Origin of the sequence: Halosimplex marinum (assembly GCF_051414075.1) — an archaeon.
GTDB lineage: Archaea > Halobacteriota > Halobacteria > Halobacteriales > Haloarculaceae > Halosimplex > Halosimplex marinum.
Window position 1 is genome coordinate 670,784 of the sequence record NZ_JBLKNY010000004.1, and the last position, 19,990, is coordinate 690,773.

Genomic DNA, 19,990 nt, shown 5'->3' on the forward strand with positions numbered 1-19,990 from the left:
GTTAAGTACACCGGCAGGTATCGTTCACGAAAATTGGGTCACAAGGCACTTATTGCCGCCGAAATCGATCACGCGTGTCGGCGCCCTTCGGCGCCGCATCCCACCCACCACACCCACCCCACCGATTCCACCCCACCTTTCCGCCGTTCCACCCACCTCTCTTTCCACCGTTCGCTCGCCGCCGGAGAGCGACCGCACCGCGTAGCGACTGCCGGGCCCACTCCTTACTCGCCATCCGCCGCTCGACGAGCGGCTTTTCCCGGTCTCGCCCGTCGGTACGGACATGGACGGCAACGACGCCGAGGGTGTAGACGGTGCGGACGGGGCGACCGACGCGGGCGGCGCGGACGAGGCGGCGCTGTCGGCGCTGGCGAGCGAGATGGCGGCCGCGGAACGGGTCGTCGCGCTCACCGGCGCGGGCGTGAGCGTCGCCTCGGGGATCCCGCCGTTCCGGGGGGAGTCGAACGACGACGGACCGGACCCGGTCTGGGAGACCCACGACCCCGACGACTTCCACCGGCGGCGCTTCGACGCCGACCCCGGGGGGTTCTGGACCGACCGGCTGGACCTCCGGGAGACGCTGTACGGCGACGGCGTCGAGCCCAACGCCGCCCACGAGGCGCTGGCGACGCTGGAGGCGCGGGGCCACCTCGACACGCTACTGACCCAGAACGTCGACGGGTTACACGCGGCGGCGGGCTCGGAGTCGGTGGTCGAACTCCACGGGACGAGCGCCCGCGTGGCCTGTGACCGCTGCGGCGCGACGCAGGCGGCCGACCCGGTCTGGGAGCGGGTCCGCGACGGGGAGCGGCCGCCGACCTGCGACTGCGGCGGCGTACTCAGACCCGACGTGGTGCTGTTCGGGGAGGGGCTGCCCGACGAAGCGTTCGATCGGGCCCAGACCGCCGCGCGCCGGTGTGACGTGTTCCTCGCAGTCGGTTCCTCGCTGACGGTGCGCCCGGCGGCGCTGCTGCCCGAAATCGCCGCCGAGTCGGGCGCGACCCTGGCCGTGATCAATCTCGAAGCGACCGACTACTCCGGGCGGGCCGACTACGACCTCCGGACGGACGTGACCGAAACGCTGCCGGCGCTGGTCGGGGCGCTCGACGGGTAGCCGACGGCGGCCGCGGACGGATCCAAGAGGAGGCTACAGCTCGACGCCGCTGGGGATCAGGCTGTGCTGCCGGAGGAGGCTCCCCTCGTCGTCGTAGACGAGGAGGGTGCGTTTCTCGTACGCGGCGACTTCCTCGCCGTCGCGGCTGACGACGACCCGGTAACAGCCCTCGGCGTCGTCGGGGCCGTCGTGGCGCCGCGCCGCGTCGACGAGGTCCCGGACCGACTCGGCGTCGGCGTTGACCTCGACGACGAACTCCCCGGTCATCCGGTTCGCGAGGCTGAAGACGCCGGTGGCGTCGTCGTCGGCCGTCTGGAAGCGGAAGGCGACATCGACCCGCTCGCGGTCGAGCGGGTCGCCCGACGCGTCCGTGAGGCGCTCCTCGAGGAGGTCCGTCGGCCCGTCGTATCGCAGTACGGCCGTCGGCAGGCGGTCGCCGTCCCGGTCGACGTGGCTGAGTTCCAGCGTGACGTAATCGCGCCTCATTCGACACCTCCCACTAGGGAACGGGCGTGCATGAACGTAACGCCGGTCCGGTCGTCGCTCCGCCCCGTTGTCCCGGCTGTCACTCCATCCCGTCGTCCCAGCCGTCGCTCCGCCTCGCCGTGCCGGCCGTCGCTTCGCCTCGCCGTCCCGGTCCTCCCGACCGCGCTGCGCACCGGCCCGCCGGCACCGCTCCGACGGAGAGCCGGTAGCTTTTACACGTCCGGGGACCGCGGGTTTCTCAGATCATGTGGGTCCGCTCGGAGTACGCCGGCGAACTGGCAGTCCTCGCGACGTGGCTGACCGCCCTCTTGCCGTGGTCGGTGTCGGTGCTGCGGGAGTCGCCGTCGTGGCTCGACGGCACCTTCACCGTCGTCAACATCCGCTTTCTCTTCTTCCAGTTTCACTACGTGTTCGGGGTCGCGCTGGGCCGGCAGTCGCTGGACGGGCTCGTCCAGCCGGTCTGGGAGATCCCCGGGTTCGTCCCGCTGAACCAGGTGCCCGAGGGGCGGCTCTGGTTCGCGACCGCCGGCTTCTTCGGACTCGTGCTCCTGACGAGTCTCGTCTACTACGCGCGCGACGAGTGGCTCGAAGCCGCGGCCGAGCGGGCCGAGGAGCGGATCGGCGCCGCCGCCCCCGACGGACTCACCGATGCGCTCCCCGCGGCCGTCGCGGGCCGGTTGACGCTCGATCCCGTCCGCGTGTTCGGCGCCTGCTTCGCGGTCCTCGCGGTCGCCTTCTCGGTCGCCACGGCGATGTTCTTCCGGCACCAGCCGACCGTCCCCGTCGGCGCGGTCTTCATGTGGGTCTTCGCCGTCGTGCTCCTGCGGGTCGAACGCGCCTGACCGCCGGTCCGCCCGACCGTCGGTCCGCCCGACTGACGCACCCGGCCAGCCGGCGAATCCGGCCGACCACCGACGGGTCGAACCCGCGACGCCGGCCCTGTTCGCGGCCCGCCGCGAAACCGCCGGAACTAGCCGGCACGAGAGCGCTATACCGACATTTGGGAACAGTTGTCACGCTCAGGAGATCGAAAACTTTAAGAGTGTTTCGGACTTACGTAGTGTTAGGAAGCGCGGCATCGGATTCTTATGGCTTTCGCCACCGGTGAGCCGCTCCGGAGACCCACCATGAGCGACACGACAATTCGAACCGGCGCCGAGGAACAGACGAGCGAACGGCTGCGAGAGACGGAGGAGTCGGCGAGCGAGCGCGAACAGGAACACGAGTGTCCCGAGTGCGGTGGTCGGCTCGATGCCGACACCGAGCACGGCGAGACCGTGTGTTCGGAGTGCGGCCTGGTCGTCGAGGAAGACGAGATCGACCACGGCCCCGAGTGGCGGGCGTTCAACCCCTCCGAGAAGGACGAGAAGTCCCGGGTCGGCGCGCCGACGACGAACATGATGCACGACAAGGGCCTCTCGACGAACATCGGCTGGCAGAACAAGGACGCCTACGGCAACTCGCTGTCGTCGAACCAGCGACAGAAGATGCAGCGCCTGCGCACCTGGAACGAGCGATTCCGGACGCGCGACTCCAAGGAGCGCAACCTCAAGCAGGCGCTGGGCGAGATCGACCGCATGGCGAGCGCGCTCGGCCTCCCGAAGACCGTCCGCGAGACGGCCAGCGTCATCTACCGCCGCGCGCTGGAGGAGAACCTCCTGCCCGGCCGCTCCATCGAGGGCGTCGCCACGTCGGCGCTGTACGCCGCTGCCCGGCAGGCCAACACGCCGCGCAGCCTCGACGAGATGACCGCCGTCTCGCGAGTGGACAAGATGGAACTCACCCGGACGTACCGCTACGTCGTCCGCGAGCTGAACCTGGAGATCAGGCCGGCGGACCCCGAGAGCTACCTCCCGCGGTTCGTCTCGGACCTGGGCCTCTCGGACGACACCGAGCGCCGGTCGCGCGAGCTCATCGAGAGCGCGCGCGAGGAGGGCCTCCTCAGCGGGAAGAGCCCGGTCGGTCTCGCGGCCGCCGCGGTCTACGCCGCCGCACTGTTGACCAACGAGAAGGTCACCCAGTCGGAGGTCAGCGAGGTCGCCAACATCTCCGAGGTCACCATCCGGAATCGCTACAAGGAGCTGCTGGAGTCCGTCGACGCGCCGGCCTGAACCGACTCGTCGCCGGTCGACCCGGTCGCCGCTCCGACGCCGCGGTCGGGCCGGCGAGCCCGACCGCCCCTGTCGCTCACGGCACACGCCGCAGTAGCCTTTTTGTGCGATCCCTGTGTGTGGATCTCACGCATGGACGAAGCGTACGTCCGACTGCTCTGTCCCGAGTGTACCAAAGACTGGGCGTCGACGCCGACTGACCTGCCCGAACACACCGACCTCTTTCACTGCCCCAACTGCCACGCGAGCCGGCGGCTCGCGGAGTTCACGCGGACCGACCGCGACCTGGGGACGCTGAAACGGCTCGGCTAGCCGCTCGTCGCCGACCGCGCGCCGCAGGCCTCACAGCGCAGCAGTAGCACGCCGCCCTCGCGCTCGAAGTGGGTGTCCGGGAGGCCACACTCCGGGCAGAGGACGAACTCGTCGGCGTACTCGTCGACGGCGTTGCTGACCCGGCGCTCGCTGAACTCGCCGGTCAGCCGCGCGCGGCCGCTCTCGTCGATGTGGCCGCTGGTCCCCAGTTCGTTCTGGAGGAACTGCATGACGTGGTCGTCTTCGCGGCCGAGGCGGTCGCAGGTGTCCTGGAAGTTCTCGTAGACGGTGACGTTCCCCTCCTGGCGGACGTTCGGGTCCGGCACCTCGAACCGGTCGGAGCTCCCCTCGATCTCCGGGGTCTCCTCCATCGCCCGGTCGAGCATATCGTCGTAGTCCATACCCGTGAGAAGCCCGTCCCCGCCTAAAAGTCTTTCAACCCGTGACACCGCCGCCGGGTCGCCCCGCCGACACCCGTGGTAGACTCCCCCGTCTCCCCTCGCCCCACCCCGGCCGTCCGGACCATCGAAACCGATATCGAGAGGCTTTTGTACACGGTTTTTAAGCAGGTGTGTGTTAACGCGACTCAGGATACTACTATTACCCTCCAGTGGTTAGGACCGGGTGACTATGAAAAAGCAGGAGCTCATTCACCTTCACGGCCTGCTTGCTCAGGTGGAGAATCACTACGAGATGGAGACAGGGGACGAGGTGGAACACGACGAGTACACCGACCTCGGCGTACGGCCGACCTCGATCCACAAATCGAAGACCGACCACAAAAACGCCGTTTTCGCCCTGGCGAAGGGCATCACTTCCGAGATGGAGACGGAGACGCGCGAGCGCGTCCCGGCCTCCGCCGACTGAACGAACCGTCCCGTTCTGTCGTACCAGTATCCTGCCAGCGACTGCTCTCTCCCGGGACTGCCTCCCGGTCCCCCGCGTTCGTACGGACGGTAAGGGGCATCGTCGCAGCCGCGGCTTCCCGGCGTCGGCCTCGCCCGTCGAAAATCGTGAACTGCAGACCGTCCTCGCGGGATGACCCGGCCGAGCGCTACGACTCGTCGATGAGCTCCTCGAACTCGGGGAGCACGTCGTCGCCCGCCTCCCCCGCCGACCCCTCGTCGGTCGCCTCGGCGTCCGACGAGCCGCCGTCGCCGCGCCCGTCGGCGGAGTCCTCCTCTGACGACGCGGCAGACTCGTCGTCCCCGCCGTCCTCGTCGTCTCCGTCGTCGCCCTCGTCGACCTGTTCGATCTCGAGGACTTCGAGCGGGATGTTCTCGAGGCGCTGGCCGATCTCCTTGCGGGCGATCCGCGCGGCGTGTTCCTCCCGCTCGACGTTGAAGACGGTGATCTCCAGTTCGAGCGCGACGAGGCTCTCGTCGGCGGCGATGAACGCCGGTTCGAGCTCCTCGCCGCAGTGGGGACAGGAGCGCTCGCCCATGTTGATCTCGACGTAGTTGAGGTCCGGGTTGAGCATCTCGCCGGTCTTCGAGATGGCGATCCGGACCGCCTCGTCGGCCGTCTCGACGTCGTAGACGGGGACGGCGGCCTCGACGACAACTCTGCAGTTCATGTGCCCGCCTTCGCCTCGCAGTGACATGAAGGTTCGCCTCGATAGCACGACACACACCCGGCCGGTCGGCGGCGGCTACCGGCGGGCCGAGTCCCCTCCGTCGGGACGCTCTCGAAAGGTCGAAGGTGACCCGACGCCTGGCCCGGGTATGACAGTCGAACGCGGCGCCCTCGCCCTCTCGGAGTTCCCCGGCCCCTTCGACCTGCAGTCGACCGTCGAGAGCGGCCAGTCGTACCTCTGGGACCGCGCCGACGGCCGGATGTACGACGAGAGCGGCGCCTACGGCGGCGACGCCTGGTACGAGACCGTCGTCCGCGTCGACGGCGGTCCCGCGACCGGAACGAGCGGTCCCTCGTCGGACCGCTGGTCGGACGGCGAACCCGCTGTCGTCCGCGTCCGCCAGGTCGACGACCGTCTGGAGTGGGAGTCGTCGGTCGACGCCGCCCCGGTACTCCGGGAGCGACTGCGCCTCGACGACGATCTCCCGGCGATCCGGGCGGCGACGCCCGACGACGACGTGATCGAGTCGGCCTTCGACGCCTACTGGGGGATGCGCCTCGTCGACGACCCCGCCTTTCCGTGCCTCGTGTCGTTCATCTGCTCGGCCCAGATGCGCGTCGGCCGCATCCACGGCATGCAGCGGGAGCTCGAACGCGCGTTCGGCTCGACCGTCGAGTTCGACGGCCGGACCTACCACGCGTTCCCGACGCCCGAGCAACTCGCGGCGGCCACCGAGGCCGAACTCCGCGATCTCGGCCTGGGCTACCGGGCGCCGTACGTCCGCGACACCGCGCGGATGGTCGCCGACAGCGGGGCCCACCCGGAGGAGGCTGTCGGGCTGGACTACGAGGACGCCCGCGAGTCGCTCACCCGCTTCGTCGGCGTCGGCGACAAGGTGGCCGACTGCGTCGCCCTGTTCGCGCTCGACTACCTGGAGGCCGTCCCGCTTGACACCTGGATCCGGACGACCATCGAGGAGTACTACCCCGACTGCGACCGCGGCAACTACGCCGACACCTCCCGCGCCATCCGCGCGGCCTTCGGCGGCGAGTACGCCGGCTACGCCCAGACGTACGTCTTCCACTACCTGCGGTAGCGTAGAAACAGCCGCGCGACCGTACCTGGTCTACCGCTCGTCGACGGGCGTCCACGAGCGGTCGTGATCGCCGACGTAGGCGGAGAGGGGGCGGATGAGGCGGTTGTCGTCGAGCTGTTCGAGCGCGTGGGCGGTCCAGCCGCCGACCCGCGAGACGGCGAAGCAGGTCGTGAACAGCTCCTTGGGGACGCCGACGCCGTCGAGCAGGGCGGCGGTGTAGAACTCGACGTTCGTCTCCAGGTCCCGACCCGGCTTGTGCTCGGCGAGCAGGTCGACGGCGGTGTCCTCGAACTCCTTGATCGTCTCGAAGAACTCGGAGTCGCCGGCCTCCTCGTAGAACTCCGCGGCGGCGGCCTCCAGCACTGCGGCCCGCGGGTCGCGGACGCGGTAGACCCGGTGGCCGAAGCCCATCAGCCGCTCGCCCGCCTCCAGTGTCTCCCGGACGTACCCCTCGGGGTCGCCCGACTCGTGGATGTCTTCGAGCATGTCGAGGACCGGACCCGGTGCCCCGCCGTGGAGCGGGCCCTTGAGGGTGCCGACCGCCGCGGTCGCCGCCGAGACCACGTCGGACTCCGTCGAGACGACCGTGCGGGCGGTGAACGTCGATGCGTTCAACCCGTGGTCGACGACCGTGTTGAGGTACGTCTCCAGCCCGCGGACCGCGGCCTCGTCGGGTTCCTCCCCGTTCAGCATGTAGAGGTAGTTCGCCGCGTGGCGCAGGTCCTCGCGGGGTTCGACGGGGTCGGCGCCCTCTCGGTAGCGCCAGTAGGCCGCGACGATGGTCGGGAAGACGGCGACGACCCGCCGGGCGTCGGCCTCGGGGTCCTCCTCGCCGGTTCCGAGGTTCGCCGCCGCGGCGCCCATCCGGAGGGCGTCCATCGCCGGTTTCCCCTCCTCGGCGGCCCGTTGCAGGACCGCCTTCACTTCGTCGCCGATCCCGCGACGGGCCGCCAGGTCGGCCCGGAAGGCGTCGAGTTCGTCGGCGGTCGGCAATCGGTCCTCGAACAGCAGGAAGACGCTCTCCTCGTAGGTGGCGTTGCGCGCGAGTTCGTCGACGGGGAACCCGCCGATGGTGAGCACGCCCGCCTCGCCGTCGATGTCGCTCAGTCGCGTCTCCGCGACCCTGATGCCCTCCAGCCCGCGGTTCAGCTCCTCGTCACTCATGCTCACGCATCGGAGGGTGACCACCAAAGTACTGTTGGAACTCGCCGGAGTTTTCCGCGATTTCCCTCGAACTTCCGGCATCGACCCGGCGAATCGATCCGCTATCGTCCAGCTGTCGACGGCTGTATCGACAGGTGTACAAACCGACTGTGCGAGCGGCGGCGCCGGTCGTCGAACTCCCCGCCGGGTATGGCCGGGTCGAGCCAAGACCCGAGACGGTTTTTTCAGCGCGGGCGTGCAACCGTCGCGTATGACCGACCGCACGCGAGCGCACGTGTACGTCACGGGACGGGTACAGGGCGTCTTCTACCGCGCGACGACTCGCGACGAGGCCCGCGAGCGCGGCGTCGACGGCTGGGTGAAGAACCTCGACGACGGCCGGGTCGAGGCGGTCTTCGAGGGGCCCGAGCCGGCGGTCGAGGCGATGGTCGAGTGGTGCCACGAGGGGAGCGACCGGGCGCGCGTCGAGGACGTGGAGGCGGAGTACGGCGAGCCGGAGGGACTCGACGGGTTCGAGATCCGGCGGTGACCGGCGTCCGGCCGCCGTCCGGTGAAACAGCCGGAACCGACGGCCGGTTGCCCCCACCCTTTTCCGGGGGGCGGGCGAACGCCCGTCCATGATTACGGGCACGGAGATGGCCGTGGTCGACGAGAACGCCGCGGCCATGGGGGTGCCGCGCAAGCAGTTGATGGAGTCCAGCGGCCACGCCGTCGCGCGCGCGGTCCGCGAGGCCGCCGACCCGGGCGCGAGCGTCCGCGTCGTCGCCGGCCGGGGGAACAACGGCGGCGACGCCTTCGTCGCGGTCCGCTTTCTCGACGACTACGAGGTGACGACGAGCCTGCTCGGTCGGCCGGAGACGATCGCGACCGACATCGCCCGCGAGAACTGGGCGGCCCTCGCGGCCGGCGAGTACGACACCGAGACCGTCCGCGACTCCGCCGGCTTCGACCTGGGCGACCCGGACGTGGTCGTCGACGCGATGCTCGGGACCGGCATCGCGGGCGACCTGCGCGAACCCGAGGCCACCGCCGCGGCGGCGATCAACGACAGCGACGCGACCGTGGTCGCGGTGGACGTGCCCTCCGGCTTGAACGCCGAGACGGGCGACCTCGCGGACACCGCGGTCGAGGCCGACCGCGTGGTCACGTTCCACGACACCAAGCCCGGGCTCGCCGACCTGGACGCCGACGTGACCGTCGCGGACATCGGCATCCCCGCGGCCGCCGAGCGGTTCGTCGAGCGAGGCGACCTCATGCGACTGGACGACCGCGACCCGTCGAGTCACAAGGGACAGAACGGCGAGGTGCTCGTCGTCGGCGGCGGACCCTACGCCGGCGCGCCCGCCCTGTCAGCGAAGGCGGCGCTCCGCGCCGGGGCGGACCTGGTCCGCGTGGCCTGTCCGATGGTCGTCGGGCGCGAACTCCAGGGGTTCGGGGAGGACCTGATCGTCCGGCCCTACCAGGGCAAACAGCTCGAACCCAAGCAGGTCGGCTTCCTCCTCCAGATGGCTCGCCACCACGACACCGTGGTCATCGGCCCCGGCCTCGGCGACGAGGAGGAGACGCTCGAAGCGGTCGAGGGGATCCTCTCGGGGTACTCCGGGACCGCGGTCGTCGACGCCGACGCGCTCTCGCGGGTCCCACAGGTCGACACCGACGCGGACCTGATCTGCACGCCCCACCAGGGCGAGTTCGCCGAGATGGGCGGGCGCGTCACCGACGACTGGGAGGAGCGCGAGCGCATCGTGGAGCACTTCGCCGCGGACCTCGGGCAGACGGTCCTCGTCAAAGGGAAGTACGACGTGATCTCCGACGGCGAGACCACGCGGGTCAACCGCACCGGCAACGCCGGCATGACCGTCGGCGGCACGGGCGACGTGCTCGCCGGGATCACCGGCGCGCTCGCGGCGACGCAGGAGCCGGTTCACGCCGCCGCGATGGCCGCCTACGCCAACGGCGCGGCGGGCGATCGGGTCTACGAGCGCCGCAACAACGGCCTCACCGCGACTGACCTGCACGACGAGATCCCCCGCGTTCTCTGGACCGACCGGGGTGGCGAGGCGTGAGCGGCGACGACGGAACCGGCGGGGACGCCGACGAGACCGACCCGGAACCGACGGCCGCCCTCACCCACACCGACGAGTCGGGCGAGGCCCAGATGGTCGACGTGGGCGACAAGCGCGACACCGCCCGGCGGGCCGTCGCCCGCGGGGTCATCCGACTGCGTCCCGAAACCGTCGACGCCGTCCGCGAGAACGCGGTCGACAAAGGTGACGTGCTCGCCACGGCGCGGATCGGCGCGATCCAGGCGGTCAAGCACACCTGGGAGACGATCCCGATGTGCCACCAGATCCCGGTCACGAACGTCGACGCCGACTTCTCCCTCGGCGACGACGCGATCGAGCTCACCGTCGCGGTCGAGACGACCGGCAAGACCGGCTGCGAGATGGAGGCGCTCGAAGGGACGACGACGGGACTCAACGTCGTCTGGGACATGGTGAAGTCGGCCGAGAAGGACGCCGACGGCGAGTACCCCGAGACCGGGATCGAGTCCGTCGAAGTCGTCGAGAAGACCAAGCGGCCGCTGGAGTGACCGCCGCCCCACCTGCGAAGGGATCGGGGCCGGCGAACGTTCAAGTACCGGAACGCGACCAGAGCCGTCCATGCGCTGAGATTCGCCGCGCGGCGGCCCGCGGTCGCGCGACGCGACCGCCGCGCGGACTCATCGACGCGTCGCCTGTTCGCCACACGACCCCCTCGCGTTCGCCGGGGTCGGCCGATTTTTGGTGGTCGTAGCCGTGGGTTCGCGCATGCGAGCAGCGATCTACCACGGCGAGCGCGACGTGCGCGTCGAGGACGTGGACCGGCCGGAGATCGAGCACCCCGGCGACGCGCTGGTCCGCGTGACCCACACGGCCATCTGCGGGTCGGACCTGTGGCCCTACCGGGGACAGAGCGACCGGGACACGCCCTCGCGGATCGGCCACGAGCCCATGGGGATCGTCGAGGAGGTCGGCGACGACGTGCGGAGCGTCCAGCCCGGGGACCGCGTGTTCGCGCCGTTCGTCGTCAGTTGCGGCGAGTGCGAGTTCTGCCGGCGGGGACTGCACACCTCCTGCGTGAACGGCGACGGCTGGGGCGGCGACAACGGCGGCGCTCAAGGCGAGTACGTCCGCGCGCCCCACGCCGACGGGACCCTGGTCCGGATCCCCGACCGCTACGCCGACGACGAGGACGCGCTGCAGGCCGCCCTGCCGCTGACCGACGTGATGGGCACCGGCCACCACGCCGCGGTCAGCGCCGGCGTCGAAGCCGGTGACACCTGCGTCGTCGTCGGTGACGGCGCCGTCGGCCTCTGCGGCGTCCTCGCTGCTCGCCGGCTGGGCGCCTCGCGGATCGTCGCCGTCGGCCACCACGCCGACCGCCTCGACCTCGCCGAGGAGTTCGGCGCGACCGACACCGTCCTCGGCGGCGAGGGCGGCGTCGACGACGAGGCCGAGCGCGTCCGGGAGTTGACCCACGGCGGCGCCGAGCACGTCCTGGAATGCGTCGGCGCGGCCGGCGCGATGGAGACGGCCGTCGGCGCCGCTCGCCCGGGCGGCACAGTCGGGTACGTCGGCGTCCCCCACGGCATGGGCGACGGGCTCGACCTGTTCCCCTTCTTCGGCGACAACGTGACCCTCTCGGGCGGCGTCGCGCCGGTCCGCGCCTACGCCGACGAGCTGCTCGCGGACGTGCTCGGCGGCACGCTCGACCCGTCGCCCATCTTCACGAAGACCGTGTCGCTGGCGGACATCGCCGAGGGGTACCGCGCGATGGACGAGCGCGAGGCCATCAAGGTGCTGGTCGAGCCCTGACCCGCCGAGCGAGCGCGACTTCCGAGGCGGGGGACGGCTCCGGACTGAAAGAGCACGCGGGATACTAGGGCGTAGTGACATTACGGGCCGGTTCGTACTGCCCGTATGGACAGCGTGAGTCGGCCGCCGACACCCGACGGGGCACCGCTGCTGGGTCACGGGCTGGCGTTCGCCCGCGATCCGTGGACCGCGATGCGCGAGTGGGCCGAGGAGGGCGACGTGGTCTATCTCCGGTTCCCGGGGCGGTCACAGCACATGGTGACCGCCCCCGAGTTGATCCAGCGAGTGCTGGTGGAGCGCGACGACGAGTTCACCGTCAGCCGCGTGCAGCAGCGGACGTTCGAGGGCGTCGAGGAGAACGGCGTGGCCGCCACGACGGGCGACCGCTGGAAGCGCCTCCGGCGGGCGCTCCAGCCGGCGTTCGCCCGGGACGGCGTCCGGAGCTACGGCGATCGGATGGCCGAGCGCACGGCCGACCACGTCGACCGCTGGGACGACGGCGACCGGATCGACCTCCTGGCGGAGATGCGCTCGCTGACGCTCCGGGTGCTCTGTGACACGCTGCTCGGCGTCGACGTGGCGGGCGACGAGCACGTCGTCCACGACGCCGCGGACGCGCTCGTCGCGAAGACCGACTTCCGGCGGGTCGGCCAGCTGTTCCCCGACTGGGTGCCGACGCCGACCGACCGCCGCTTCGACCGGGCCGTCGGCGAGATGGACGACTTCGTCGCGAGTGTCCTCGCCGACGCCTCGCCGGGCGAGGAGTCCGTCGCGGGCGTCCTCCTCGCCGCCCGCGAGCGCGGAGACGTCTCCACCGCCGAGGTCGAGGACAACCTGGCCGGCCTCCTGCTCGCCGGTCACGACTCGACCGCCGTGACGCTCACCTACGCCTGGTACGAACTGAGCCGTCACCCCGAGGCGCGCCGGCGCCTCGTCGAGGAGGTCGAGTCCGTCCTCGACGGCGACCTCCCCGGTACCGAGGAGTTCGACGCGCTCTCCCGGACGCACGACGCGGTCAGGGAGACGCTCCGGCTGTATCCGCCCGCGTTCGCGGTGAACCGGCAGGCGACCGAGCCCACGACCCTCGGCGGGTACGACCTGCCCGCCGGCGCGCAACTGATGCTGCCCCAGTGGGTCGTCCACCGCGACGGACGGTTCTGGGACGACCCCGACGCGTTCGACCCGACACGCTGGGGGCGCGACGACGACCGACCCGAGTACGCGTACTTCCCGTTCAGCGGCGGCCCCCGCCACTGCATCGGGATGCGCTTCGCGCGCCTCGAACTGGTGGTGGCGCTCGCGACGATGGCCGATCGCGTCGACCTCGACGTGTCGGTCGACGGGGACCTGACGTTCACCCCGTCGCTCTCGCTCCGTCCCGACAACGACGTGTACGCGACGGTCCGGCGGGACTGAGAACTGGGAGGCCCGGCCGCGAGGTGGAAACATCCGCGACACCGCCGGTAGACCGACAAGCCTCCCGACCCTCGGTCGAAATATGCCGAGAGTCAGCGACACCTATCTGGAGAACCGATGGCGCGTCCAGCCCAACCACGCGAACAACTACGGCACCGTCCACGGCGGCAACGTCATGAAGTGGATGGACGAGCTCGGCGCGATGTCGGCGATGCGGTTCGCCGGCGAACCCTGCGTCACCGCCTCGATCGACCGGATGGACTTCCACCGCCCGATCCCGACCGGGGAGGTCGTCGTCATCGAGTCGTTCGTCTTCGACGAGGGCCGCTCCAGCGTCAACGTTCACCTCCGCGCGACGCGCGAGAACCCCCGGACCGGCGAGCAGGAGATGACCACCGAGTCGCAGTTCGTCTTCGTCGCCATCGACGCGGACGGCTCGCCCGTCCCCGTCCCGGACCTGACCGTCGAGGGCGAGCGCTGCCGCGAACTGCGCGAACGGGCCCTCGACTGGCGGGAGGAACATTCGGGGAACGGGCAAAACGGGGAGTGACCGGCGCCCGAGGGGGGCCTGGCTGCGCCCGGGTCGGTAGGCGGGCTCCCGGCAGTCTCATACGGATTGTTGCAAGACATTCCGGGATCGACCGCACGACTGCGTGCGGTCGACCCGGGAAACGCTTGCAGTAATCCGTATCAGGCCGACGCCTCGACGAGGTCGCCCGCCTTCGAGCGCGAGCGCTCGACGACCGCGGGGCGGGCCTCGAACTCGATGACGACCTGGTCGCCGTAGTCGACCGAGTCGACCTGAGCGTTGTCGTGGATCCACGAGACGAGCGACATCGTGTCGTCGGTCATCGGCAGGACGAGCCGCTCGCGCTCGTACTCCGGCAGTTCGGCGTGGATCCGCTCCCGGAGGCCGTCGACGCCCTCACCCGTCCGCGCCGACACCGCGACCGGGTTCGGCGCCAGCGCCGACAGCGCCTCCCGCTTGCGCTGGACCTCCTCCGTGTCGACTTTGTCGACCTTGTTCAGCACCGTCACGATGGGTGCCTCGTTGCGCTCGGCGAGGGTGTCGTGACACGTGACGAGCTTCTCGCGGATCTCCTCGGTCGACTCGCTCACGTCGACGACCAGCAGGACCAGATCCGCCCGGTAGACCGAGTCCAGCGTCGACTTGAACGACTCGACCAGCCAGTGGGGGAGGTCCGAGATGAACCCGACGGTGTCGGTCACGAGCACGTCGCGCTGGTCCATGTCGGCCCGCCGGGTCGTCGTCCCGAGCGTCGTGAACAGGCGGTCCTCGGACTCTGCGGTCGTGTCCAGGTCGGGGTGCAGGTCCTCGTTCTCGTCGACCTCGACGTCCTCGGCGAGGCGCCGCAGTAGCGTCGATTTCCCCGCGTTCGTGTAGCCGGCCAGCGCCACCAGGTCGAACCCCGACTCCCGGCGCTGGGCGCGGCGGTGTTCTTCGGTCTCCTCGATCTGCTCCAGTTCGTCGCGGATGCGGGAGATCTGGGCCTTGATGTCCTGCTCGCGGCTCTCGTCGTACTCGCCCAGCCCCATGAACCCCGGCCGCTCGTCGCGGCGGGCGAGGCTGGCCTTCGCCTCGGCGCGGGGCAGTTCGTAGCGCAGCTCCGCGAGTTCGACCTGGAGTTGCGCCTTGCGCGTCTGGGCGCGCTGGCCGAAGATCTCGAGGATGAGCCGGAAGCGGTCGACGAGCTTGACGCCCTCGGGGAGTTCGTTGCCGATGTTGTACGTCTGATAGGGGCCGAGCTGGTTGTCGAAGACGACGGCCGTCGCATCCGTCTCGACGACCCGGCGCGCCAGCGTGGCGACCTTCCCCTCGCCGATGTGGGTGGCGGGGTCCTCCTTCCTGGTCTGGGTCACCTCGCCGACCACGTCGTAGCCGGCCGCGCGCGCGAGGTCGCGGATCTCCGTCGTGTCGGCCCGTCCGCTGTCGACGCGCTTGGCGACGACAGCCCGCCGTTCGGATCCTGTCTCCGTCACTCGCGCGTGGCTACGGCGCCCGCGTATTTAAACTCTGGTCGGAGGCGGCCGGCAACCCCGGCAGTCGGTCGCGTCAGTCGCTCAGGCGGCGGTCCGTCCGGTCGATGGGGCGGCGACGAACTGTGGTAGGCCGGGGTTACTCGCGCCGGCCGGCGGGCACAAGAGCCTTATTCCGCGCCCGTCACCGGGACGGATATGGTAGACATCGGCTTACAGCAGATCGGGCTGGAGCTGGGTTCGGGCGCGGTGATCGGGGGGCTCATCGGGTTCACGGCGAAGAAGGTCGCGAAGATCATCGCCGTCCTCGTCGGCCTCGAACTGGCGCTGTTCAAGTTCCTCGAATCGCAGGGCATCCTGATCGTGGACTGGGACCGCCTCTCGGCGGGACTCATCAACGCGAGCAGCGCCGCCACCGACGCCGCGACGGGGAACCAGCCGCCGGGGATCCTCGTGAGTCTCCTGTCGGTCATCCCGGTCAGCGCCGGCTTCGCCGGCGGATTCCTCGTCGGTTTCAAGAAGGGATAACGGCCGCGCCGCTCTTTCTCGGTCTCCGGTCGGGCGAAAGAAGTGTCGGACCGCGCGGGTTAGGGAGTCGGCGTGGTACCGCCACCGTCTCCGCCGAAGCCGCCGTCACCGCCGTTGCCGTCGCTCCCCTGTGGCACGTCCTCGTCCTTGTCGCCGGAGACGAGGAACTCCAGGAGGTTGCCGGTGAACCGCTCGTTGTCGAGGTCGTACAGCTCGGAGGACTTGAGGAACGAGGTGTCGGCGACCAGCACGAAGTTACCGTTCTGGGCCGCGACGGGGTACTGCCCGGCCTGTCGCCGTTCGAGCGTCCGCGTGCCGGAGAGGGCGCGCATCCGGATCTGGGCGCCGTCGCCGGTCCGGACGACGTAGCCCGCCGAGTCGAACGTGACGTTCGAGACGCCCTCGGTCAGCGCGCTCGACCCGTCGGGGCTGGCGACGATGCTCTCGTAGTTGTTGTCGTTGCCGCCGTCCTCGATGTTGTAGAGGCCCTCGGTGCCCATCCGGAGCCCGAACGCCTGGGTCAGCTCCTGCGCGCCGAACCTGACCTCGGAGATCTGGGCGCTCAGCCCGCCACCGACGGACAGCTGGGGCGGCTCCGCGAGCACGGCGATCCGGCCGCCGCCGTCGGCGTAGGCCTCCAGCCCCGCGATCTCGCCGTCGGAGAACGAGGCGGTCGGCTGGATGATCAGCACGGCGTCGTACGCCCGCAGCGTCGCGTTGTAGCTGGTCTCGCCGAACCCGCCGTCGTCACCCGGTACGTCCGGCGTGAAGTCGACCTCGTGGCCCGCCTGCGCGAGCGCCTCGACCAGCGGCGCCAGGTCCGACTGGGAGTAGCGGTTGCTGTGGCCGCTGTCGACGAGGATCCGCTTGCTCTCGCCGGAGTCGTCGAGGGAGATCTCGCCGTCCTCGGGCGCGCTCGTCGCGAGGACGTTCCCGGGCTGGAACTGCCCGGGCGACTGTCCCTCGATCTCCTCGCCGTCGGCCGGTCCCGCACCGCCGGACCCGCCGAGGATGCCGACCAGCGCCGTGCCCGCGAGGATGACCGCGATCACCACGACGAAGACGCCGAGCGGCTTGAGAATCTCACTCGCTCTCATCGTTCACCTCCCGGGCGTCCTCGGTGACCGGGACGCCCCAGACCGCGTAGAACTCGTAGGGCTCCTGGAACTCCGTGTCGTCGCCGCCGCTGTCCACGTAGACGACGTTCCCGTCGACGCTCTCGACGTCCTTCGCGAGCACGATGCCACCGCCGGAGGGACTGACGGGTTCGTTGTAGTCGATCTCGTACTGGTCGCCGTCGATGCCGTCGGCCTTCGTCGCAGCGAACTCGATGGCCGAGCCGAGGTCGCCCGTCTCGTCGGCGAACCCGTTCCGGACCGCGGTCGGTCCGATGTACGCCTCGCCGTGGGCGACGCCGCTACGGTCCATCGTGAGGTTCTCGCCGCGGTGTTTCATGATCGTGTCGACGAAGGCGTTGTGCAGCGTCTCCATCTGCTCGCGGAGCTGGTCTTTCTCCGTCGTGGCCTTGTCGGGCCCGGTCCGGAGATAGGTCTTGCTCTGTGCCTCGGCCTGTTCGACCGTGCTCAGCGGCGCGCTGACGATGACGCCGATCGAGCCGACGGTCGAACTCGGCTTGACGAAGATCCGGTCCGCCGGCGCGATCCCGAAGTAGCCCCCCGAGGCGGCCGTGCCCTCGACGTAGGCGACGACCGGCATCTGCGCGGCGGTCCGGTTGACCGCCAGGTAGAACTCCTCGCTGGACGCGACGGCGCCGCCGGGGCTGTCGATCCGCAACACGACAGCCTCGACGGACTCGTTGGTTCTCGCTTGCCGGAGATCCTCCTTGATGTCGTTCACCGGACCGGCGTCTGTCCCGGCCCGCAGCGTGATGACCGACACGGTCGGCTCCCCCGAATCGCCCGAGGACTGGGTGGCACCCCAGACTATCGGCGCGAGGACGGTGCCAATCAGGACGGCGACGACCACGACTATCACGTACAACACCGTGGTCGTCCTGGTCGAATCGGTGCTATCCACCATACACATCGGGGAACGGCCGACCCCCTCATGAAGGTTTGTCAATCTAAAACTCCGTTTGACGTATCCGACGCTCGCGTCGTCCCGCGAGTCACTCCCGGCTTCGGCCCCGCCCGCCGCCGGCGACCCGCGACCGCCACACCCGACCCGGCTCAGAAGACCGACTTGAGGTCTTCGAGCCGCGAGACCAGGTCGTCGATGCCGTCGTTCATCTCGGCGACGCGGTCGCCGAGTCCGTCGGCCGGGACGGCGCCGTTGGGCGTCGGCTCGATCAGCCCGTCGTCCTCCAGCATCCGCAGCGAGTAGCGCACCTTGTGTTCGGGCACGTCCGTCTCCTCGGCCAGCCGGACGATCCCGATCGGCCCCGACTCGATCACCGCCTCCAGGATCCGCAGGTCCCGTTCCTCCTTCTCGACCTGTTTCGTCAGTCGTTCCACCATGAAAGCCACCCGGGTCTTTCCCCCCGTCGGTAATAAATGTCGCAGGTACCGAACCCGGCCGCAAGGGGACCTACTCGTCGCCGACCGGCGTCCGCCGCAGCTCGTCGATCTGGTCGCGCAGCCGGCCGAGTTCGCTCTCCAGCTCCTCCTGGCGGTCGATGAGCGCGCCGAGTTCCTCGGTGTTGACCGAGTAGTCGTGGTCCAGCGCGCTGTCCAGCGAGTCGGTCGTCGCCTGGACGAGATACGAGGCGAACTGCAGCACCTCCTCGGGCGAGCCCTGTCCGTCGAACAGGTCGACCGCCCCCGACCTGGGCGTGTAGCTCACCACGGGGACCTCCGCCTCCGAGTGGTAGGTCGTCGTCGCCTCCAGTTCCGTCACCGGGTTGCGTCGCTCGCGGGTCTGTTCGGTGCGGACCACGCCGAACGGCTCCGCGAGGGCGGGGTAGGTGTCGCCCAGATCCCGGAGCACGTCGGCGGCCTCGACGCCCAGCTGGGACTCCACGTCGCCGTAGAACTGCTTCGAGCCCGACAGCGACAGCGCCACCGCGTAGAAGACGTGCTGGTTGTTCTCCGCCAGGTCGCGGATCCGCTCGCGGACGACCTCGTGGTTGCCCTCCAGCGTCTCCCGCTCCAGGTCGTCGAGCAAGGCGCGGGTTCCCTCCTCGCGTTCGAGGAACTCCTCGACGAGTACCCGCGGCATCGCCTGACTGTCGATCTCGTCCATATCCCCCCATTCACAGCCAGCCATATCGCTCTGACGGACCCGCTCACCGCCCACCGTCGCCGGGTCCCCCCGTTACCAGCCCTCGACGGCCCGCCGCAAGAGGACGTGCGCCGCGACGAAGACCGCCGACGCCAGGAACACCCCGCTCGCCACCCCCGACAGGATCGGCTGAGGGACACCCACCACGTCGCGGAGGACCCAGGCGACCGCGACGAACGTCGCGATCAGTGCGACCCCGACCAGCGTCCCGCCGTCCCGGAACCGCTCGCCCACGCGCGCCGCGACCGACGACTGTGCGACCGGCCCGAGGACCACCGCGGTTGCGACGAACCCACCGGCCACCCACGGCCAGTCGGGCCGCGCCAGCGTCGTCAGGTTGCTCAGAAACAGTACCGCTCCGAGGATTCCCACGAGCACGTCCGTCCACGTCGGCGTCCGGTCGGGCAGCCAGCGGCCGGGGACCGTGTCGGACTCCATACCTCGACGGAGACGGGCCCGCCACATAGTTCGTTCGGCCGACAGGAATCGGGGCCGCGACCGGCCGGTTCTCACCGATGACCCGTGAAACCTCCGAGCCGGCGCGCGCTGGAGCGCGCTTTCATGCGCGCGACGGAACCGCGCGAGGTCTTCTCGAACTCCTGAGAGAAGGCTCGTCAGAGCTTGCCTCTGACGGTGGATGAGGAGCGCAGGAGCTTACGACGAGCACCGCAATCGGCTGGGGAGGCTTGTGGCCGTCTGCGGTGCTGTGCGGGGCGGTGCGGTCGCGGTGCCGTCCTGGCGGACTGAAAGGGCGAGGCACGCTCGCGTTCATGCAGTCGTCTGAGCGACCCCTATCCGCGCGGGCGGTGCGGAGAGCGCGGATATGTCGCTTGGTTCGAGAGAGCGAAGCTCTCTCGTCATCCTGAAAATCTCCGATTTTCAGAGACAGCGACCGCGAGCGCGTCGAGGGCTTTCATCGCTCGCTGTCGAGTGCGGTCGAGTTGACTGCGAGCGAGCGCGCAGAGGGCTTTCATTGCCTGCTGTCTCTGTCGGCCGAGTACGATCGAGTTGCAAAACGAACGCGACGATACCCTCCGGCTCTCTTCGACAGTGCGACCGCTGGCAAGTCGGCATCAACAGAAGACGCCCGAG

23 protein-coding genes are annotated in these 19,990 nt (G+C 69.9%); 13 read left to right on the forward strand and 10 right to left on the reverse strand.

Annotated elements, in window-relative coordinates:
• Positions 1-283 precede the first annotated feature (283 nt).
• Positions 284-1,114 carry an SIR2 family NAD-dependent protein deacylase gene (locus ACMGFI_RS11415; RefSeq protein ID WP_436909736.1) on the forward strand — a complete coding sequence of 277 codons (831 nt, stop codon included), beginning with the start codon at positions 284-286 and terminating at the stop codon, positions 1,112-1,114.
• A 33-nt stretch (positions 1,115-1,147) separates the two neighbouring features.
• Here ACMGFI_RS11415 and ACMGFI_RS11420 read toward each other — a convergent pair whose 3' ends face one another.
• The gene (locus tag ACMGFI_RS11420; protein ID WP_436909737.1) at positions 1,148-1,600 is read right to left on the reverse strand and encodes a DUF5793 family protein; all 453 of its coding nucleotides are present in this window, start codon (positions 1,598-1,600) and stop codon (positions 1,148-1,150) included.
• 245 nt (positions 1,601-1,845) lie between these two features.
• On the opposite strand from ACMGFI_RS11420, the gene ACMGFI_RS11425 reads away from it, so the two are divergent.
• From ACMGFI_RS11425 to ACMGFI_RS11435, 3 genes are all read left to right on the forward strand, one after another.
• Positions 1,846-2,442: a DUF7549 family protein gene (locus ACMGFI_RS11425; RefSeq protein ID WP_436909738.1), complete on the forward strand. Its 597-nt coding sequence runs from the start codon at positions 1,846-1,848 to the stop codon at positions 2,440-2,442.
• A 285-nt stretch (positions 2,443-2,727) separates the two neighbouring features.
• Positions 2,728-3,711 carry a transcription initiation factor IIB gene (locus ACMGFI_RS11430; RefSeq protein ID WP_436909740.1) on the forward strand — a complete coding sequence of 328 codons (984 nt, stop codon included), beginning with the start codon at positions 2,728-2,730 and terminating at the stop codon, positions 3,709-3,711.
• Positions 3,712-3,843: 132 nt separating this feature from the next.
• Positions 3,844-4,023, forward strand: coding sequence for a DUF7836 family putative zinc-binding protein (locus ACMGFI_RS11435; protein WP_436909741.1), 180 nt, complete (start codon positions 3,844-3,846; stop codon positions 4,021-4,023).
• Here ACMGFI_RS11435 and ACMGFI_RS11440 read toward each other — a convergent pair.
• Positions 4,020-4,424 (reverse strand): translation initiation factor IF-2 subunit beta, encoded by a 405-nt coding sequence (locus ACMGFI_RS11440; protein WP_436909742.1) that lies wholly within the window; start codon positions 4,422-4,424, stop codon positions 4,020-4,022. The two genes, ACMGFI_RS11435 and ACMGFI_RS11440, sit on opposite strands and share 4 nt — an antisense overlap.
• Positions 4,425-4,653: 229 nt before the next feature.
• Here ACMGFI_RS11440 and ACMGFI_RS11445 point away from each other — a divergent pair, with 229 nt between their 5' ends.
• A complete protein-coding gene (locus ACMGFI_RS11445) occupies positions 4,654-4,890 on the forward strand; it encodes a UPF0058 family protein (RefSeq protein WP_436909744.1) in 237 nt (78 codons plus the stop codon).
• A gap of 187 nt (positions 4,891-5,077) precedes the next feature.
• Here the strand turns inward: ACMGFI_RS11445 and ACMGFI_RS11450 are convergent, their stop codons facing one another.
• Positions 5,078-5,599: a DUF555 domain-containing protein gene (locus tag ACMGFI_RS11450; RefSeq protein ID WP_436909745.1), complete on the reverse strand. Its 522-nt coding sequence runs from the start codon at positions 5,597-5,599 to the stop codon at positions 5,078-5,080.
• Between the two features lie 148 nt (positions 5,600-5,747).
• Between ACMGFI_RS11450 and ACMGFI_RS11455 the strand changes: the two genes are divergently transcribed.
• Positions 5,748-6,695: a DNA-3-methyladenine glycosylase family protein gene (locus ACMGFI_RS11455; protein WP_436909747.1), complete on the forward strand. Its 948-nt coding sequence runs from the start codon at positions 5,748-5,750 to the stop codon at positions 6,693-6,695.
• Between the two features lie 30 nt (positions 6,696-6,725).
• Here ACMGFI_RS11455 and ACMGFI_RS11460 read toward each other — a convergent pair whose 3' ends face one another.
• On the reverse strand, positions 6,726-7,859 hold the full coding sequence (locus ACMGFI_RS11460) for a citrate synthase (RefSeq protein ID WP_436909748.1): 1,134 nt from the start codon (positions 7,857-7,859) through the stop codon (positions 6,726-6,728).
• 250 nt (positions 7,860-8,109) lie between these two features.
• On the opposite strand from ACMGFI_RS11460, the gene ACMGFI_RS11465 reads away from it, so the two are divergent.
• The 6 genes from ACMGFI_RS11465 to ACMGFI_RS11490 all read left to right on the forward strand — a co-directional run bounded on the left by ACMGFI_RS11465 (position 8,110) and on the right by ACMGFI_RS11490 (position 13,682).
• Positions 8,110-8,388, forward strand: a complete 279-nt coding sequence (locus tag ACMGFI_RS11465) for an acylphosphatase (RefSeq protein ID WP_436909750.1) — start codon at positions 8,110-8,112, stop codon at positions 8,386-8,388.
• 88 nt (positions 8,389-8,476) lie between these two features.
• Positions 8,477-9,925 (forward strand): NAD(P)H-hydrate dehydratase, encoded by a 1,449-nt coding sequence (locus ACMGFI_RS11470; protein WP_436909751.1) that lies wholly within the window; start codon positions 8,477-8,479, stop codon positions 9,923-9,925.
• Positions 9,922-10,452 carry a cyclic pyranopterin monophosphate synthase MoaC gene (moaC, locus tag ACMGFI_RS11475; protein ID WP_436909752.1) on the forward strand — a complete coding sequence of 177 codons (531 nt, stop codon included), beginning with the start codon at positions 9,922-9,924 and terminating at the stop codon, positions 10,450-10,452. Before ACMGFI_RS11470 ends, moaC begins: the two co-directional genes overlap by 4 nt.
• 217 nt (positions 10,453-10,669) lie before the next feature.
• On the forward strand, positions 10,670-11,716 hold the full coding sequence (locus ACMGFI_RS11480; protein ID WP_436909753.1) for a zinc-dependent alcohol dehydrogenase family protein: 1,047 nt from the start codon (positions 10,670-10,672) through the stop codon (positions 11,714-11,716).
• A 105-nt stretch (positions 11,717-11,821) separates the two neighbouring features.
• Positions 11,822-13,132, forward strand: a complete 1,311-nt coding sequence (locus ACMGFI_RS11485; RefSeq protein ID WP_436909754.1) for a cytochrome P450 — start codon at positions 11,822-11,824, stop codon at positions 13,130-13,132.
• Positions 13,133-13,214: 82 nt separating this feature from the next.
• A complete protein-coding gene (locus ACMGFI_RS11490; protein WP_436909756.1) occupies positions 13,215-13,682 on the forward strand; it encodes an acyl-CoA thioesterase in 468 nt (155 codons plus the stop codon).
• Positions 13,683-13,822: 140 nt separating this feature from the next.
• On the opposite strand, the gene hflX is transcribed toward ACMGFI_RS11490, so the two are convergent.
• Complete coding sequence (gene hflX / locus ACMGFI_RS11495; RefSeq protein WP_436909757.1) at positions 13,823-15,133, reverse strand: GTPase HflX; 1,311 nt, start codon at positions 15,131-15,133, stop codon at positions 13,823-13,825.
• A gap of 195 nt (positions 15,134-15,328) precedes the next feature.
• Here hflX and ACMGFI_RS11500 point away from each other — a divergent pair, with 195 nt between their 5' ends.
• Positions 15,329-15,658: an FUN14 domain-containing protein gene (locus ACMGFI_RS11500; RefSeq protein ID WP_436909759.1), complete on the forward strand. Its 330-nt coding sequence runs from the start codon at positions 15,329-15,331 to the stop codon at positions 15,656-15,658.
• A 59-nt stretch (positions 15,659-15,717) separates the two neighbouring features.
• On the opposite strand, the gene ACMGFI_RS11505 is transcribed toward ACMGFI_RS11500, so the two are convergent.
• The 5 genes from ACMGFI_RS11505 to ACMGFI_RS11525 all read right to left on the reverse strand — a co-directional run bounded on the left by ACMGFI_RS11505 (position 15,718) and on the right by ACMGFI_RS11525 (position 19,336).
• Positions 15,718-16,755, reverse strand: a complete 1,038-nt coding sequence (locus ACMGFI_RS11505; RefSeq protein WP_436909760.1) for a DUF4350 domain-containing protein — start codon at positions 16,753-16,755, stop codon at positions 15,718-15,720.
• A complete protein-coding gene (locus ACMGFI_RS11510; RefSeq protein ID WP_436909761.1) occupies positions 16,742-17,698 on the reverse strand; it encodes a S49 family peptidase in 957 nt (318 codons plus the stop codon). The genes ACMGFI_RS11505 and ACMGFI_RS11510 overlap by 14 nt, the downstream gene beginning before the upstream one ends.
• Before the next feature lie 149 nt (positions 17,699-17,847).
• A complete protein-coding gene (locus ACMGFI_RS11515; protein WP_436909762.1) occupies positions 17,848-18,135 on the reverse strand; it encodes a winged helix-turn-helix transcriptional regulator in 288 nt (95 codons plus the stop codon).
• A gap of 70 nt (positions 18,136-18,205) precedes the next feature.
• Positions 18,206-18,859, reverse strand: coding sequence for a hypothetical protein (locus tag ACMGFI_RS11520; RefSeq protein ID WP_436909763.1), 654 nt, complete (start codon positions 18,857-18,859; stop codon positions 18,206-18,208).
• A 72-nt stretch (positions 18,860-18,931) separates the two neighbouring features.
• A complete protein-coding gene (locus tag ACMGFI_RS11525) occupies positions 18,932-19,336 on the reverse strand; it encodes a hypothetical protein (RefSeq protein WP_436909764.1) in 405 nt (134 codons plus the stop codon).
• Between the last annotated feature and the right edge of the window lie 654 nt (positions 19,337-19,990).

What these genes read in the sequence shown, in the direction of transcription:
- ACMGFI_RS11415 (WP_436909736.1), top strand. Translation starts at nt 284, where the DNA reads ATGGACGGCAACGACGCCGAGGGTGTAGACGGTGCGGACGGGGCGACC.
- ACMGFI_RS11420 (WP_436909737.1), bottom strand. Translation starts at nt 1,600, where the DNA reads ATGAGGCGCGATTACGTCACGCTGGAACTCAGCCACGTCGACCGGGAC.
- ACMGFI_RS11425 (WP_436909738.1), top strand. Translation starts at nt 1,846, where the DNA reads ATGTGGGTCCGCTCGGAGTACGCCGGCGAACTGGCAGTCCTCGCGACG.
- ACMGFI_RS11430 (WP_436909740.1), top strand. Translation starts at nt 2,728, where the DNA reads ATGAGCGACACGACAATTCGAACCGGCGCCGAGGAACAGACGAGCGAA.
- ACMGFI_RS11435 (WP_436909741.1), top strand. Translation starts at nt 3,844, where the DNA reads ATGGACGAAGCGTACGTCCGACTGCTCTGTCCCGAGTGTACCAAAGAC.
- ACMGFI_RS11440 (WP_436909742.1), bottom strand. Translation starts at nt 4,424, where the DNA reads ATGGACTACGACGATATGCTCGACCGGGCGATGGAGGAGACCCCGGAG.
- ACMGFI_RS11445 (WP_436909744.1), top strand. Translation starts at nt 4,654, where the DNA reads ATGAAAAAGCAGGAGCTCATTCACCTTCACGGCCTGCTTGCTCAGGTG.
- ACMGFI_RS11450 (WP_436909745.1), bottom strand. Translation starts at nt 5,599, where the DNA reads ATGAACTGCAGAGTTGTCGTCGAGGCCGCCGTCCCCGTCTACGACGTC.
- ACMGFI_RS11455 (WP_436909747.1), top strand. Translation starts at nt 5,748, where the DNA reads ATGACAGTCGAACGCGGCGCCCTCGCCCTCTCGGAGTTCCCCGGCCCC.
- ACMGFI_RS11460 (WP_436909748.1), bottom strand. Translation starts at nt 7,859, where the DNA reads ATGAGTGACGAGGAGCTGAACCGCGGGCTGGAGGGCATCAGGGTCGCG.
- ACMGFI_RS11465 (WP_436909750.1), top strand. Translation starts at nt 8,110, where the DNA reads ATGACCGACCGCACGCGAGCGCACGTGTACGTCACGGGACGGGTACAG.
- ACMGFI_RS11470 (WP_436909751.1), top strand. Translation starts at nt 8,477, where the DNA reads ATGATTACGGGCACGGAGATGGCCGTGGTCGACGAGAACGCCGCGGCC.
- ACMGFI_RS11480 (WP_436909753.1), top strand. Translation starts at nt 10,670, where the DNA reads ATGCGAGCAGCGATCTACCACGGCGAGCGCGACGTGCGCGTCGAGGAC.
- ACMGFI_RS11485 (WP_436909754.1), top strand. Translation starts at nt 11,822, where the DNA reads ATGGACAGCGTGAGTCGGCCGCCGACACCCGACGGGGCACCGCTGCTG.
- ACMGFI_RS11490 (WP_436909756.1), top strand. Translation starts at nt 13,215, where the DNA reads ATGCCGAGAGTCAGCGACACCTATCTGGAGAACCGATGGCGCGTCCAG.
- ACMGFI_RS11500 (WP_436909759.1), top strand. Translation starts at nt 15,329, where the DNA reads ATGGTAGACATCGGCTTACAGCAGATCGGGCTGGAGCTGGGTTCGGGC.
- ACMGFI_RS11505 (WP_436909760.1), bottom strand. Translation starts at nt 16,755, where the DNA reads ATGAGAGCGAGTGAGATTCTCAAGCCGCTCGGCGTCTTCGTCGTGGTG.
- ACMGFI_RS11510 (WP_436909761.1), bottom strand. Translation starts at nt 17,698, where the DNA reads ATGGTGGATAGCACCGATTCGACCAGGACGACCACGGTGTTGTACGTG.
- ACMGFI_RS11515 (WP_436909762.1), bottom strand. Translation starts at nt 18,135, where the DNA reads ATGGTGGAACGACTGACGAAACAGGTCGAGAAGGAGGAACGGGACCTG.
- ACMGFI_RS11520 (WP_436909763.1), bottom strand. Translation starts at nt 18,859, where the DNA reads ATGGACGAGATCGACAGTCAGGCGATGCCGCGGGTACTCGTCGAGGAG.
- ACMGFI_RS11525 (WP_436909764.1), bottom strand. Translation starts at nt 19,336, where the DNA reads ATGGAGTCCGACACGGTCCCCGGCCGCTGGCTGCCCGACCGGACGCCG.